The 14,610-nt window shown below is 69.2% G+C and carries 12 protein-coding genes and 2 pseudogenes; 4 read left to right on the top strand and 10 right to left on the bottom strand.

Annotation, left to right across the window (positions count from 1 at the left end; translation table 11 throughout):
• Positions 1–108 precede the first annotated feature (108 nt).
• The gene (locus tag AC3ET3_RS32600) at positions 109–687 is read left to right on the top strand and encodes an AMIN-like domain-containing (lipo)protein (protein ID WP_432139654.1); all 579 of its coding nucleotides are present in this window, start codon (positions 109–111) and stop codon (positions 685–687) included.
• 344 nt (positions 688–1,031) lie between these two features.
• Here the strand turns inward: AC3ET3_RS32600 and AC3ET3_RS32595 are convergent.
• The 3 genes and pseudogenes from AC3ET3_RS32595 to AC3ET3_RS32585 all read right to left on the bottom strand — a co-directional run.
• Positions 1,032–1,361 (bottom strand): annotated as a pseudogene (locus AC3ET3_RS32595) (beta-ketoacyl synthase N-terminal-like domain-containing protein); the annotation flags it as partial.
• A 151-nt stretch (positions 1,362–1,512) separates the two neighbouring features.
• Complete coding sequence (locus AC3ET3_RS32590; protein WP_435613422.1) at positions 1,513–2,022, bottom strand: hypothetical protein; 510 nt, start codon at positions 2,020–2,022, stop codon at positions 1,513–1,515.
• 23 nt (positions 2,023–2,045) lie between these two features.
• Positions 2,046–3,116 (bottom strand): DNA polymerase III subunit beta family protein, encoded by a 1,071-nt coding sequence (locus AC3ET3_RS32585; RefSeq protein ID WP_432139655.1) that lies wholly within the window; start codon positions 3,114–3,116, stop codon positions 2,046–2,048.
• An 87-nt stretch (positions 3,117–3,203) separates the two neighbouring features.
• Between AC3ET3_RS32585 and AC3ET3_RS32580 the strand changes: the two are divergent.
• Positions 3,204–3,401: pseudogene (locus AC3ET3_RS32580) on the top strand (IS5/IS1182 family transposase); the annotation flags it as partial.
• A gap of 211 nt (positions 3,402–3,612) precedes the next feature.
• On the opposite strand, the gene AC3ET3_RS32575 reads toward AC3ET3_RS32580, so the two are convergent.
• From AC3ET3_RS32575 to AC3ET3_RS32550, 6 genes are all read right to left on the bottom strand, one after another.
• Positions 3,613–4,452 carry a glutamate ABC transporter substrate-binding protein gene (locus AC3ET3_RS32575; RefSeq protein WP_432139652.1) on the bottom strand — a complete coding sequence of 280 codons (840 nt, stop codon included), beginning with the start codon at positions 4,450–4,452 and terminating at the stop codon, positions 3,613–3,615.
• 562 nt (positions 4,453–5,014) lie between these two features.
• Positions 5,015–5,866: a PRD domain-containing protein gene (locus AC3ET3_RS32570; RefSeq protein ID WP_432139651.1), complete on the bottom strand. Its 852-nt coding sequence runs from the start codon at positions 5,864–5,866 to the stop codon at positions 5,015–5,017.
• Positions 5,867–5,966: 100 nt separating this feature from the next.
• On the bottom strand, positions 5,967–8,165 hold the full coding sequence (locus AC3ET3_RS32565; protein ID WP_432139650.1) for a glucose PTS transporter subunit IIA: 2,199 nt from the start codon (positions 8,163–8,165) through the stop codon (positions 5,967–5,969).
• Positions 8,166–8,633: 468 nt separating this feature from the next.
• A complete protein-coding gene (locus AC3ET3_RS32560) occupies positions 8,634–9,281 on the bottom strand; it encodes a hypothetical protein (RefSeq protein WP_435613421.1) in 648 nt (215 codons plus the stop codon).
• A 104-nt stretch (positions 9,282–9,385) separates the two neighbouring features.
• A complete protein-coding gene (locus tag AC3ET3_RS32555; RefSeq protein WP_435613420.1) occupies positions 9,386–9,865 on the bottom strand; it encodes a hypothetical protein in 480 nt (159 codons plus the stop codon).
• 435 nt (positions 9,866–10,300) lie between these two features.
• The gene (locus AC3ET3_RS32550; protein ID WP_435613419.1) at positions 10,301–11,125 is read right to left on the bottom strand and encodes a dienelactone hydrolase family protein; all 825 of its coding nucleotides are present in this window, start codon (positions 11,123–11,125) and stop codon (positions 10,301–10,303) included.
• A 97-nt stretch (positions 11,126–11,222) separates the two neighbouring features.
• Here AC3ET3_RS32550 and AC3ET3_RS32545 point away from each other — a divergent pair, with 97 nt between their 5' ends.
• The gene (locus tag AC3ET3_RS32545) at positions 11,223–12,233 is read left to right on the top strand and encodes a GlxA family transcriptional regulator (protein ID WP_435613418.1); all 1,011 of its coding nucleotides are present in this window, start codon (positions 11,223–11,225) and stop codon (positions 12,231–12,233) included.
• Positions 12,234–12,496: 263 nt separating this feature from the next.
• On the opposite strand, the gene snpA is transcribed toward AC3ET3_RS32545, so the two are convergent.
• On the bottom strand, positions 12,497–13,192 hold the full coding sequence (gene snpA, locus AC3ET3_RS32540; RefSeq protein WP_435613417.1) for a snapalysin: 696 nt from the start codon (positions 13,190–13,192) through the stop codon (positions 12,497–12,499).
• Between the two features lie 223 nt (positions 13,193–13,415).
• Between snpA and AC3ET3_RS32535 the strand changes: the two genes are divergently transcribed.
• Positions 13,416–14,453 (top strand): LysR family transcriptional regulator, encoded by a 1,038-nt coding sequence (locus AC3ET3_RS32535; protein ID WP_432139645.1) that lies wholly within the window; start codon positions 13,416–13,418, stop codon positions 14,451–14,453.
• The last annotated feature ends 157 nt before the right edge of the window (positions 14,454–14,610 follow it).

Here is a 14,610-nt window from a genome sequence, read left to right as displayed (position 1 = left end):
GGCCAGACCGACCGTCACAGCAACTGCGGCTGCAGTATTAGTGCAACCATTCCGGCAAGGCCTCTGTCTCAGCCAATAACACAACCCTTCGCACTGTCGGGGGACGAAATGAAAATGAACCGAACACGTTGGGTGACGTTGGTGCTGATGAGCGCCGCGTTGACGGTCCCCGCCGTTCCCGCCCAGGCCACCCCCGCCCCCTCCGCCGTCGCGCAATCCGCTTGCCCGACCGGCTGGGGCAGCTTCGAAAAAATTCGCAGCGCGAGTACAACGGCATCGGTGAAGAACGTCAGGACCGGCCGCCACGCCTGCTTCGACCGGATGGTCATCGACGTTCCCGGCGCGGGCGCCGGCACCGGCTACCGCGTGAGGTACGTCAGTCAACTCCATCAGGACGGCTCGGGCCGTGTCATCCCTGTCGCCGGCGCAGCCGTCATCGAGGTGCGGGCCATGGCACCCTCATACCACCCCGACACCGGCGCCCCCACCTACCCGGCGCGGCCCGGTCTCCCCCTGCCCGGAGTGGACCTCACCGGCTACCGGACCTTCCGCGACGCCCGCTTCGGCGGAAGCTTCGAAGGAGATACTCAGATCGGGCTGGGCGTACGCGCCCGGCTGCCCTTCCGGGTGCTGGTACTCACCGACCGCGTGGTGGTGGACGTCGCACACTCATGGACCGGCCGTTGACACCGCCGCCGCCCCCGCATTCCGGTGGCCGGCCGACGGAGCCGGCCAATCCCGTCGACCTCCGCATCCGGAAACCCTGATGTTGTCCGGCCGGTGCGGCTCCTCCGGCCGTACCGGCCCCTCACCGGCAGCAGCCGCCCGGCTCGGCAGCACCGGCCAACCCGAAAGCAAGCCGGCTCGAGCGGGACCGGGAGAAGACCGGTGACCGTCGCTTACGCCGCCGCCATGACCGTTGGCCCGCAGGGGACCATCCCCGAAACAGGCCGCTGGAGGGTCCATCCCCCGCGGGCGCACGGAGCGGTCTGCACGGGTCCGAGAAGGGAAGTCACCGCAGGAACGCCAGGTCAGAGAGTCTGTACACGGAAGGACACGCGGATGGACTTGATGAGGTGGGCGGTGCCCTGGTGGAGGAACAGGGCGGTGAACCCGATCAGGTGCGTCGAGAGGACGGCCTTCATGCGCGGGACGTGAACCTCCACCCCGTCGGCCCCCACGATGTCGCACAGGCCGGCTGCGAGCAGGTCGTGGGCGAGGGCGATCTCGGTGACTCCAGAAGCGCAGGCGGTGGCCGGTGTGAGGCAGACGCCGCGGGCCTTGAGGTCGATGGAGACCTCACCGGCGGCCAGGTTCGGGCTGACCATGGGGAAGGCGAGAGGTGATACCGCGTCCGGTCCGCGCTGCTGGAGACGCTGGTTTCTTTACTCCGAGCCTCTCCTCGAGCATCAGGGCGAACTCGGCGAGGGCGACGGGGTCCATCTCCGGTCGGCCCGGCGTCGCGTCCGGGGTGATGTCGTCCCTCCATGGTGAGGGGTGCGTTCCTGTGCGTCACGCAGTGGAACCAGGTGCAGAGGCTCGCCGTGACCGGTCCCGCAGGGCGATGGCTTCGGCGACCTCTTGAATGGCGCCGCGGAGAAGGTCACCGTAGGGATCCTGGGGAAGGCTGGGGGCATGCGTCCTGGCTGCGTTGATGTGTTCGGTGGCGGCTTCGAAGGAGCCGAGTCGGCGGTAGTTGTCAGCGAGGTTGAGGTGCAGGGAGGGGTAGAAGCCGGCGATGTGGAGGCCGGCGTGGTGCTCCTGTACGCGCTGGTCGGTCACGGCGTCGGCCGCGTCCAGAGCCCGGACGTCCCAGGCGAGAGCCTGAGCTGGATCATCGTAGAGATCTGCCAGCCAGTGGGCGAGCGAGCAGCGGTGCAGCGGGTCGCCGGTGGCACCGATCACGGACCATAGGCTCAGCAGCTTCTGGCGGGCGGAGGTGGTGTCACCGGCTCGTCCCTCGGCGATGGCCTGGCCGATGGCTTGCATGGTCGGGTCGGGGCCGGCGGGTGCGGTGGTCATGAGCTGTTCCCTCATCGTCTTTCTCAGGCGGGGTGGTCGGGCTTGATGGGCATGGCGAGGGTGGTGAGATCCCCGCGGTCGGCGGAGCGAATCGTGACCGGCTGGTCGTGTCCTCGCAGGTCGAGCAGTACGTCGGGGCCGATCGCGGTGCTCACGGCGGGATAGAGCGTGGTCAGCTCGAACCAGATCTGGAGGGCCTGGCCCGTAGCGGTGGCCGGTACCGAGATGCCGGGGTGTTCGTCGTCCGCTGACACGACGTTCACTCCGTGGTCGGCGATGTGCAGCGCGATGCGCTCGCCGGGGTGTTCTTCCAGGGCTCGCAGGAGCAGTTCCTTCGGGACCGTTGCGCGGGTGGTGACCTCGCCCAGTGACGCGAGCATCAGCCGATAGTCGGGGAACTCCTCGGGCAGCAACCGGCAGTGCCGGTCCTCCCGGTCGGCCACGCGGAACCAGATCCCGTGCGAGACCGCTTCCAGTCGCACCAGCGGACTGCGGCGCATCCTGGCGACCGCAGCGCGCAGTTCGTCGCCGTTGACCGTGCCGGCCCACGTCTGCCCCGGTGGTTCAGCCGGCACCAGGGTCCGAGTGGAGAGCCGGTATCGGTCCGTCGCGGTCAGGGTGACCGCCTCACTGTTCGCCTCGATGCGCAGACCGGCGAGTGCAGGCATCCCGGGCTCATGTGCGGTCGCGGTCAGGACCTGCTCGGCTGCATCCGCCAGCACGGGCCCCTTCACCGCCGCAATGGGAAGACCTGGCGCATCGCCGAGCGTGGACTTGATGACAGCAGCCTTCCGCAGCACGACTGCCGCATCCTCGACAACCTTCGCGACATGCTCGTCGAGCAGCCGGGATACCTCGTCGGCCCCGGAACCAAGTGCAGCCTCGACGGCAACCAGTGGCATGGCGAGCTCGCGGAGCCGACGCAGCGTGTTCGCCCGCGCCACCTGGTCGGCGCTGTAGTAGCGGTAGCCCGAGACCGGGTCGACTTCGGCAGGTGGCAGCAGCCCGGAGTCGGCATAGAACCGCAATGCGCTGGAGGTCAGCCCGCTGAGTCGGGCGAAGGCCCCGATCGGCATCAGCTCATCATTCGGCACCGCGTCATCATCGACCTTCAACCGACTCGAAGGTCAACACCGACAAGCACATCGGCGCGGCCCGGCGGCGCCCGCCGGGCCGGGCCGGGCCCCCGTATCGCCCGCGAGGGCATCGAGCCCAGCGAACGATTGGGCCGCCGCGGGTGGGTGCCCGAGCGGACGATCTCGTGGCTGTCCGGCTACCCCCGACTCAACCCCCGCCACGAACGCCATGCCCGCAACTGGCTGGCCCTTCTCGGCCTCGACGCAGCTCTGTGCTGCTACAGGCGGCTGGTCCGCCTCACCGTGCAGGACACAGTCCTGGGCTGCGCATCCCCCACCACCAGTGGTGACTGTCGGGGCCGGGGATCAGGCTGTCCAACGACAGTCCGCCGAGGCGGCTATCAGCAACAGCACATGCCCCATGCCACCCCGGCCTGCGCAGCCCAACGACTGAACTCACGCTCGCCGCGTGATCAACGAACCGTGTCCCCCGACCATCGCAGGGAGGCCCAGGTCAGTTCTTCACGACACCTATTCTCGGTGCGGGCTCGTACTGGTAGGTCAGGCCGAGGTTCCTCTTCACGGCCGTGCCCCAGGAACCGTCGCTGACCATCTTCTCGAGGGCCTCGTTTATCTTCTCCACAGTGGCGGTGTCGCCCTTCTTCACACCGATGCCGTAGTTCTCGTTGCTCAGCTTCAGACCAAGCAGCACGAACTGGTCCTCGTACTGCTTCTGCGCGGCGAACCCGGCCAGGATCGAGTCGTCCGTGGTCACCGCGTCGACCGCGCCGCTCTGCAGACCTGCGAGGCACTCCGAGTAGGAGCTGTACTCACTCAGCTCGGCCTCCGGTGCGATCTCCTTCTTGACGTTCTTCGCTGAGGTGGAGCCGGCCACCGAGCACAGCTTCCCGCCGTTGAGATCACTGCCGTCCTCGATGCCGGAGCTGGACTTGACCAGCAGGTCCTGGTGAGCCAGCAGGTACGGTCCGGCGAAGTCGACCTTCCGCCTGCGCTCCTCGGTGATCGAATACGTGGCGGCGACGAACTTCACGTCGCCGCTGGAGAGCGCGTTCTCGCGGTCCGCGCTCTTGGTCTCGACGAACTCGATCCGGCTGGGGTCGTAGCCGAGCTCCTTGGCCACATAGGTCGCCACGTCGACGTCGAAGCCCGAGAACTTGCCGTCAGGCTCCTGCAGGCCCAGACCCGGCTGGTCGAACTTGATGCCGATTCTGATCGTCTCACCGGCGTGGGACCCCGACCCGGTGCCCTGAGCGCTTTCACTGCCACAGGCCGTCGCGGTCACGGAGAGGGACAGCACGACCGCCGCCGCGGCAGGAACTCTGTGGGGTCTCATGGTGAACATCCTTCGTGTGATCCGTGTGATGCCGCGGTGCGGGTCGCGTACGGCGCCCCGAGCAGGACGAGGCTCAGTGATGCGAGAATCTCGACACGAGGCAGCCGGTGCGGTCGCCGCGCGAGCCACCTGGTTCGTCGCGGGTCGTGTGACCTCGGACGTCGCCCGCGGTCACGTGGCTCGGGACTGCACGGCACTCATTCCCGACCATGCCTGGCATGGCGATCCCCGACTGCCTGGCCAGCCGTACTCCGGTCATCGCCGCGACTCCGTCCTCCTCGGCTGCGGAGGACAGTAGGGAGGTGAGACGACAGGCGTCATCACATCTGAGCCGAACTTGAGGATCACAATTACGCAGATGCGACGTACTCCGCAGTAGGTACGCAGGCACCCGGTATCGGTCCTACGCAAGCAAGCAGGCTCAGCACTTACCTCAAGCGAATGGTCCCTGGGCGGTCGTGCCGTCGACCGGGCGCCGTCAGGCAGGCTGCGGGGGAAGACGGCCGCGGGAGCGGGAGAGGCACCGGCCCGTCGATGTCGCCTCTCACGGTGCTGTCCAGTGCTAGGTGGCGGTGCCGTTGACATCCATGGTCATGCGGGCCACATGGAGTGCGAGGTAGGAGATCTCGTCCTCGCTCAGCTGCTGTCCCAGACGCAGTTCGACGATCGTCGCCAGCTGCTGCGCGGTGCGGGTCGCGTCCGGGTAGTGCTGGCGGATGCCCTTGCCGATCGTGGACTCCTGGCCCTTGAGCTGGCGCTGCTGCTGGATCCGTACGAAGAGGTAGCGCACGTGGGTGATGAACCGGGCCGCGCTCATGGAGGCCTCGGAGACACCCAGGCCGTAGCGTTCCCGCACCACGGCGAGCATCTGCTGGATGACCCCGGTCATCGTGTACGTGAAGGACAGATCACCGGAGACGAAGCCCGCGTTGACCAGGTGCAGCGCGAGCGCCGTCGCCTCGGACGCGTCCAGTTTCGGGGTCAGGCGCTTGTTGAGGGCGCTCAGCAGGCGCTGCGCCTGGACGTACTCGGTGGCGTACAGGGTCTGGACCTCGGCGCGCAGCGGATACTCGATGGCGATGCCCCGCGCGGCCCGCTCCAGCGCGCCGGCGACGTGGTCGGCGACGGCGATGGCGAGGGTGGGGCGGGTGGACTCGCGCTCTTCGATGCCGACCTCGCCGAGAGCGGTCACGACGGCGTGGAGCACCTCCTCGCTGATGAGGGCGAGAGCCTCGGCCAAGTGGTCGGGGTCACGGCCGTCGGCCGGGACGAAGACCCGTTTGACCAGGGCGGCATCGACACGCTTGCCCTGGCTGGAGCTGAAGCCGATGCCGCGTCCGGTGAGGATAACCTCCTGGCCCTTCTCATCGCGGGCGAGGACCACATTGTTGTTGAGGACCCGCAGCACCTTCACCGCCGTCCCACCCTCCTGTTCGTTCCCCGTCCTGCCGACTCCCGGTCCGGCGCGCCCATCATGGTAAGGGGCATGGGCGCGCCGGACCGGCGGCGGGACGTCACCGCCGTACGGTCACCACCAGGTCACCGGTGGTGACGTCCTGCCCGGTGCGGGGCTCCACCGCGGCGAGGTCCGCGGTGTTCAGGACGGTCATGAGCGTGACGGTCGGGTGGTTGGCGGCGCGTACGGCGTCGAGGTCGACCTCGGCCAGGAGGTCACCGGCGCTGACCTGCCGGCCGGCCGTGACGTGCACGTCGAAGCCCTCGCCCTGCATCTGTACCGTGTCGATCCCGATGTGGATGAGGATCTCGACGCCGTCCGCGGTGCGGATGCCGAAGGCGTGGCCGGTCTCCGTGACAGTGATCAGCTCGCCGTCGACGGGGGCGACGACACGGCCGTCGGCCGGCTCGATACCCACGCCCTCGCCGAGCGCACGGGAGGAGAAGACCGGGTCCTCGACCTCGTCGAGGCCGACCACGCGGCCGGCGACCGGCGCACCGAGCGCGGTGCTGTTCGCGGCAGTGGTGGGAGTGCCGGCAGCGGCAGCGGTGGGTGCGCCGCCGGAAGCGGCGGGGGTGGCGGGGCCCGTGGCGTCGGCGCGGGCTTCCGTGGAGGCGGCGCCGACGGTGACCAGTTCGCGGTCGCCGACCGCTGCGGTCTCACCGTGAGTGGCGGTCTCACCGTGAGTGTCTGCGCCGGTGGCCTCACCGCGGGCGGTGGTGTCGGTGGCCTCACCATGGGCGGCGGCCTCGGCGGCGTCGCGCTCGGCGTTGGCCTGGGCGCGCTCCTCGGGAGTGCGGTAGTCGGAGAGGTAGACGAGCACCATCGCGGTGACGAAGGCCGCCGTGATCGCGATGAGGTAGACGCCCACCGGGGAGAAGACCGGGATGGTCAGCACGGAGGTGAAGGCGAACGCCTCGGTGTCCACGCCGCCCAGGACGCCCACGATCACACCGCCCACGAGGCAGCCGACGAGCATGCGCGGGTAAATCCGCTTGAAGCGCAGGTGGATGCCGTACAGCGAGGGCTCGGAGATGCCGCCGAGCAGGCCCGCGGCCAGGGCGCCGGTGGCGGTCTGGCGCATGATCGGCTCGCGGTGGCGGATCGAGAGCAGCAGCACGCCCGCGGTCGCGCCGAAGCACGCGAAGTTCCAGGCGCCCATCGGGCCCTGGATGAAGTCGTAGCCGATGGTGTTGATGTTCTGCAGCATGAGCGCGTTCAGCGGCCAGTGCAGGCCCAGCGGCACCAGGAACGGGTACAGCAGCGGGATGAAGATCGCGAAGACGATCGGGGCGTTGTCGTTCAGCCAGGCCAGGCCCTCACCGATGCCGTTGCCGGCCCAGACTCCCAGGGGGCCGATGAGGAAGGCGGTCACCGGGATCATGATCAGCATGCTGAAGAACGGCACGAAGACCAGCTGCAGGTTCTCCGGGAACACGCGCTGCAGACCCTTGTAGACCAGGGCGAGCAGGGCGACCATCAGCAGCGGTACGAACACCTGGCCGCCGTAGTCGTTGAGCTGGAGCGGCAGGCCGAAGACGTCCGCCACGCACTGCTGGGTGCCCAGGGTGGAGTTGGTGGAGCAGGTGACGCCCGGGATGCCGGAATCGGGGTTGAGCATCCCCGTGAAGTTCGGGGTCATCACCGCGGCCATCACCGTGGCGCCCACCCATGGGTCGATCTGCAGCTTCTTGGCCGCGTTGTAGGCGACCATGACCGGCAGGAAGTACAGCACCGAACGCCACATCGCGTCGACGAACACCCAGGTGGCCGACTTGTCCTCGGCGCGGAAGTCGACCACGCCCAGGGCGTCCAGGACCGAGGCGATCGCGATGATCAGCGAGGCGCCCAGCAGCACGCCGAGCAGCGGGCGGAACGAGTCGGAGAGGTACTCGAAGAAGTTGTCGAGCCAGGCGAAGCGGCCTCTGCCCTTGGCGCGGACCGCGGCCTTGACCTCCGCGTCGGACTTCGGGCGCGCCGCGCCGGAGCGGCTCATCGACGGCAAGTTGATGATCTTGGAGTGGACGTTCGCGACGGCGCCGCCGATCACGATCTGGAAGCGGTCTCCGGACTGCGGCACCGTGCCCATGACGCCGTCGAGGGCGTCGAGCGCGGCTTGGTCGACCTTGCTGCCGTCATGGAGCTGGAAGCGCAGCCGCGTCGCGCAGTGCGTGAGGCTCTCGATGTTCTCTGCTCCACCGACGCCACGGAGGATCTCCTCCGCCAGCCCGTCGGTCCCCGGTGCGGGTGTGTTCATGATGCGTCCCTGCATCCCTTGTTCCTGCCGTCCCTGCGTAGGTCCGCGATCTCTCCCGCTCGGATTCGGGCAACAAAAAAGGCCCGGGTCGCGCACACGGCGCCACCCAGGCCTTGCCTCTCCTCAAGCGGTACTCCGCCGTGTGCGTCGCGATGCGACGACGGTGGCGTCCTCGGAGAGTAACAATCCTGCGATCGAGATCGATCGGGCCACACTGTAGCACCAGACAGGGCAGGGGTGGGCCGGGGCAGGACGCGCTGCTCTGTCGCACTCCCCGCTCACCCCTCACCACCCCACGCACGACCGTCAGCTCGGCGACGCGGGACACGGTCGGGCATGCCGTCCCGCCCTGCCCGACGAAGCCGCACAGGACAGGAGCCGCGTCCGTCACTCGCTCGGTGACCGGCTCACCAGCACGCGGCACCTCCCGACCTGGCCGGACAGGAGGTGCCCCCGCTACGTGCGGTGTCAGGCCCGCGTGCGGCGGCGCAGGAACACGATGCCCACTGCCCCGGCTCCGGCCAGGAGGAAGGCGCCGGCCGCCGCGGCGATCGCGGGCGTTCCGCCGCTTCCGGTCTTCGCCAGTTGCGAGCTCGCCCCGGACGTGCCCGAGGTCGCGGACGGGACCTCGGTCGAGGCGGACGGCGAGGCGGAGGGGATCAGGGTGGCGGAGGCGGTCGGGGTCGGGGAGACGGTCACGGTCGGAGTCGGGGTGCCGTCGGGGGAACCGGCGGAACCGGCCGCGAGCACCGCCAAGGTCGCTTGCTGTCCGCAGAAGGTCGTGCCGGTGAACGGTATCGGCCCCTGGTTGACGAACGCACACGGCTGCAACGTGGTCTTCCCGATGGGCGTGTCCTTGCGGTAGGTCACCCGGACCTCGACGACCGTGTGGCTGTGCGCGTCGAGGGAGGCGTCCTTGCCGATCAGGTTGAACCCGTACACGTCGCCCTCGGCGTTCGAGGTGACCGGCGTGAGGGTCTTCCAGGTCCCGGAGCGCAGCACCTGAACGGAGGCGTACCTGTTGGTGATCAGCGTTTCCGTGACGTTCTCATACCTGGAAGGGGTGGGGTTGGTCACCGTGGCCCGGAAGCTGACGGCGGGGCCGCCGGCGGTCACGGTGGCGGGAACACCGGACAGCCTGGTGCTGAGGCCGTCGACCTCGATGGTGTCGTCGTCGGTGCCGGTGGCGGCTCCGGCGGCGCCGTAGGAGACGAGCGTGGTCAGCTTGAGCTGCTGGGTACCGCCGTTGCTGTCGCCGTCGTGGGGGTGCCCATGGGTACCCCGATGCGCAGCTGCACGGTGCGGGACTGGCCCGCGGCGAGCGGAAAGGTCTCGGGCAGCTCGCCGGAGAACTGCTGGTCGGCGTACGTCAGCGGCACCGTCTTCCACGTGTCGCCACTGAGCCGGTACTGCAGGCTCACGGCGTTCGGCGGCAGGCCGGCTCCGCCGTCGATCCGGTAGATCAGCCGCGCGGAAGAGGTGTCGTGTGCGCCGGTGTTGGAGACCTTGGTGGTGAAGTCGACCGGCAGGCCGGCCAGTCCGACCTCCGCGGGTGCGGCGGTGGCGACCGTGAGGACCGGCCCCTGCGATTCCTCCGCGGAAGCGGTCGGCGCGAGGCTGAGGCCCGCGGCGGCCAGCAGCAGGGCCGTCCCCGCGACCGCGGCCGACGAACGAACCTTGCGTGCAAGCGTGTTCAACATTTCCCCCAGTGCGTGAGTTCGCGCGGTGTCGCCGCGCTCGGTGACGGCAGGCCGTGTGCCGTCGTCACGCCCTGTTGGACCGAACGTCTCGGCGGTCAGTTGTGCTCCTCTGTGTCACAGCTCTGTCACTGAAGCGATCAAGACGGCAAGAATCCGGCCGCGGAGACGCAGGAGGCCGGCCCAGCGAGGCGCCGGCGACTCACGACACCGGCGAGCACGCCTGCCCGGGTGGTCCAGGATGCGGTGGTCCCGGGCGATCAGAGCCTTCTGCACGAGGTGGATGTCCCCGTTACTCCCGCCGGAGCGAAGAGGGGACACGGGACGAAGCGACCATGACGGCTCGCTTCCTTTCGTCTCGTCGAGCACGGGTGGCGACGGGGGGCCGGGGGCGTGTCTCCCTCCTCTCGTCACCGAGGGAGCCGAGAATGGCGGGGCTCAGTCCGGTCGCGCCCCGAGCCGCTCGGTCAGGAAGGCGATGATCTCGTTCCGGGCCTGCACGGTGGGGTGACCGTCCTGGTCGACGAGATGGGCCGTGACGACGCTGTGGGCGCAGCCGACGACGTCTCGGAAGAAGGGCGGAGGGTTCGTCTGCGCGCACTCGCCTTCGAGCACCCGGCCGTCGAACGCGCTTCCGAGCAGTGCTCTGTACGCGGCGAACCGCTGACCAGTGCACCACCTGTCGTTGTCGAAGCGGTAGGCGAGAACCTTCAGTCCGTCCCGCGCCACGCGCTCGGCCACGGCGGCAGCGTCCTCGTCGCTGATCTCCAGGCCGCAGGGGTCGTCGAGCGGGAGCGACGGGTGATTGACCACCGGCGCTACGACAGCGGGTTCGAGCGCCATGGTCAGGGCGAAGTTGCCGCTGAAACACAGGCCGACCGCGCCGACGCCGGGCCCGCCGCGTTCGGCGTGTGCCAGGCGGGCGAGGCCGCGCAGCCATGTGACGACGGGGCTGGTGCCTCCCCCGGCGAAGGCGCGGAACTCGGCGCTGACACACGCGCGTCGAACGACGGTCTCGTAGGCCTCGGCGAGCGGATAGGCACCGTCGACACCGAAGAGTGAGGGCATGTACACGGTGAGTCCGGCGTCGCGCACCCAACGCGCGAACCGCGCGACGTCGGGGCTGATACCCGGCATCTCGGGCATGAGAATGACGGCCGGCCCCGACCCGGCGACGTAGACCGTCTTGTCGGCGCCCTCGACGCCGACGACTCTCCGCACGAAGTCGTCCAAGGGATCGTTCTGTCCTCGTGTCCTTGTCATGACCGAGATGTTGGTGAGTGACTGCCCTCCTGAGAAGTGGCGGCATCGCCATGGTTCCGGGCGATGCCGCCACCCGTCCACGACAGGGAAGGGTCCCATGAATCCGCTGCGCATCGGCGTGCTGGCCTACCCGGGCTGTTTCGCCTCGGAGGTATTCGGCGTCCCCGACCTCGTGGCGATAGCCACTCACGTCGCCGCGGCGCAGGGAGCGGTGCAGCCGAGCTACGAGACGTCGGTCATCTCGCCCCGGCGTCGTGTGGTCGCGTCCGGCGGCTCGGCCATCGGCGTTTCGGCGATTCGCCCGGTGGACGTCCTGATCGTGCCAGGCTTCGAGCTTTCGCCCGCACTCGATCTCGACGCGACGCTCGCGAACCTGAGACCGGAAGTGGAGTCCATCCGAGCCCAGGCAGCCTCGGGGACCGCTGTCGTGTCGATCTGCGTGGGGGCGTTCCTGGTCGCTGAAGCAGGACTGCTCGGCGGACGCGAGGCGACCACGTCCTGGTTGTTCGCGGATCGGTTCGCCCGCCGATATGCCGACGTACGGCTGCGCCCGGAGAGTCTGGTGGTGACCGACGCGGGGGTGACGACCACGGCCGCCTTCAGCGCCATGTACGACTTCGCGCTGCAGCTCATCCGCGAGCACGACGGCCCCGGCGTCGCCCGCCGTACCGCGCGCGTCGCGCTGGTCGACGACGCACGTTCCACTCAGACTCCCTACGTCGACTCGGGGCTGATGCCCACGGTGGGCAAGGACTTCTCGCTGAGCGTGAAGAGATGGCTCGACCAGAACCTCAGTACGCGCTATGACCTGTCCGTCCTGGCCCAGGAGTTCCATGTGAGCACGAGGACCATGCTCCGCCGCTTCGGCGACGAAGCCGGCCAGACGCCACTCGCGTATCTGCAGACGGCCCGGGTGCGTCGTGCCCGGCACCTGCTGGAGACCACCGCCAGAACCGTCGCAGCCATCGCTGCCGACGTCGGGTACCGCGACCCCGGGGCGTTCAGTGTCGTCTTCGTCAGGCACACCGGCCGACGGCCAGGGGAATACCGCGCACTGTTTCGTCGTCGGCGTGACCACCACGGGGCAGGCCGGCCATCGGAGGCGTGAGAACTGCCCGTGACCGCACCACGAGGCCGGCCTCCGGACGGAGTTCACCCGCTGGACGAACCGGGCTGGTCCGCGAGGTGGGCCCTCCGCGTGGAGCCGGCGCGGCGCGGCGATCGTGGTTGTCGTCAGGCGCCGGGCAGAGCTGCCCACGGCGTGGTCGGTCAGGGATACACAGCAGCGGTACGGACCGCGGTCGACGCCGCGGTCCGTACCGGAGGGCGGTGGACCGGATGCCGGGGGCCGGTCCGCCTCGTTCGCCGGCGTCAGCCGGTCTTGTTCAGTTGCGCGATGGCCTTGGCGAGGCCGTTCACCCAGAGCTGGTTGACCCGTGCGCGCTCGGTGGAGTTCGGGTACGGGTTGGTGCAGGACGGGCCGGGGCCGCCGCCCGACATCAGTTCGCTGCACGGGCCGCTGTAGTGGTCGGGGAGGCCCAGCACGTGACCGGTCTCGTGAGCGGTGACACGGGTCGAGTCGTACCGCCGGTTCTGTGCGTAGTCCAGGAAGATGTAGCCGCGGCCGTGGCCGTTGGTCGACGCGTACGATCCGCGTGGGTCGTTGCCCTCGTAGTAGGCGAAGTCCGCACTGCCGGAAGTCGCCTGGAGCTTGACGTTCGACACGGAGCTGTTCCAGATGGAGGCGGCGCTCGATATCTGGGAGCGGAAGCTCGGTGCCCGTGAGGCGTTGTAGTAGACGGTCACCACTTTCAGGGAGGGCCGGTAGGCCTGCCGCTTCGCCACCGATTTCAGAACGGCGTCCAGGAACGCCTTGTCGCCGGTGTCGGCGGCCGAGCCGACGTAGCCGGCGACGGAGCTGTGGTCCGGGGCCTCGGCGGTGGTCCGGGCACTCGCCGGGGAGGTGGTGCCGAGCGCGCCGGAGGCCAGGCCCAGACCGAGGGCGATGGCGAGCGTCAGAAGTCTCCTCGACCTCTTCGGCCTGTCGGGCATGAGGAACGAAGCCATGTGGGGGGCTCCTTGTCGTCCTGTGGGGTTGAACGATCGGTCGCCTCTGAGTTTCCGTCAGCCCAACGGGTCTGTGGATAATGCCAGTTGGAGATAGCGCCGTGCTATCGGTGAGCCGCTCGGACGGTGAGTTCGGCCCAGTGGTTCGACTCGACCGACTCCTCCGCATTCGCTGAAACTTGCACATCTGGTGTGCCGTTCCGTCTCGCCCTACGCTCCTTTCATGGAGCTGGAGGTGAGGCACCTGCGCATTCTCTGTGTCATCGCCGACACCGGCAGCCTGCACAAGGCGGCACGGCAACTCGGTGTTGCGCAGCCCTCGTTGAGCACGCAGTTGCAACGCATCGAGCATGCGCTGGGTGCTCAGCTCTTCATGCGCGCCCGGACCGGCTGTCTGCCCACCCCACTGGGACTCGCCGTACTGAGCCGCGCCAGGCCTCTGGTGGGGGAGTTCACGGCGATCGTCACCGAGGCCAGGGCGGCAGCGGCTCGCGCCGCCGCGGGGTGCCAGTTGCGCATCGGCGCCACCGCCAGCCGTGCCATTCCCGGCTGGCTGCGTCTGCTGCGGGCGCGGGCGCCGCGGATCGAAACCACCCTGCAGATGAACGTCTCTGCCAACATCCTGCTCGGCATGGTTGCCGCGGGGCTGCTCGACGTGGCCTTCGTGCACGAGGTCGAGGGCAGTCCGCTGCGCGTTCCTCCGGGGATCAGCCTGCGCGTTCTCGTCGAGCGCGAACCGCAGTTCGTCCTGCTCGCGGCGGACCACCCGGCGGCGGCCCGGCGGCAGGTTCTGCTCACCGACCTGGCCGACGACCGCTGGATGGTCGATTCGACGGTCGACGGGGAGTGGGATGCCCTGGGCCGGGCGCTGCGAGCGGCCGGCCTGGAGTCGGAGATGCTGCACGGCGACTACCTCACCGCGTACTCGCTGGCTGCCAGCGGCGAGGTGGTCACGGTGGTCCAGCCCACCGCGCATCCCCGTCCCGACCTCGCGATCCGTCCTCTGGAGGGTGACCCGATCGGCGTACGCCTTGTCCTCGCGGCCCGTTCGGAGGCCGAACTGGACGACGTGTACCCCGAACTGGAGGAGTCCTACTGGTCGGTGGCCCACGCTGCCCCGGCCTACCGGGAGTGGCTGGAGCGAGCCCGTCGGCCCCTCCCACCGCTCGATGGCGCAGCCGAGCCCCCACTCTGCCGGCGCACACCGGGCTGTCCCGCCCAGACGTCCGCGCGTCCGGCGGCTCCCAGCGCCTGCTGTTGAGCCGGCGGACCGGGATCTGACGTCATTTCCCGGCCATGGCGGAGAACTTGCAGATCAGCTCACCGCAGTGCGTCCCGCCATCCGCCCGACATCCCGCCCAAGTCCAGGGCCCCGGCCGACACACTGAGCAGGGCCGCGGAGCCCGGGTCCGCCACGG

The sequence above is a fragment of the Streptomyces sp. bgisy159 genome (assembly GCF_057707805.1).
The sequence above is the reverse complement of the archived record's forward strand: the minus strand, read 5'-3'. Positions and strand labels throughout refer to the sequence as shown.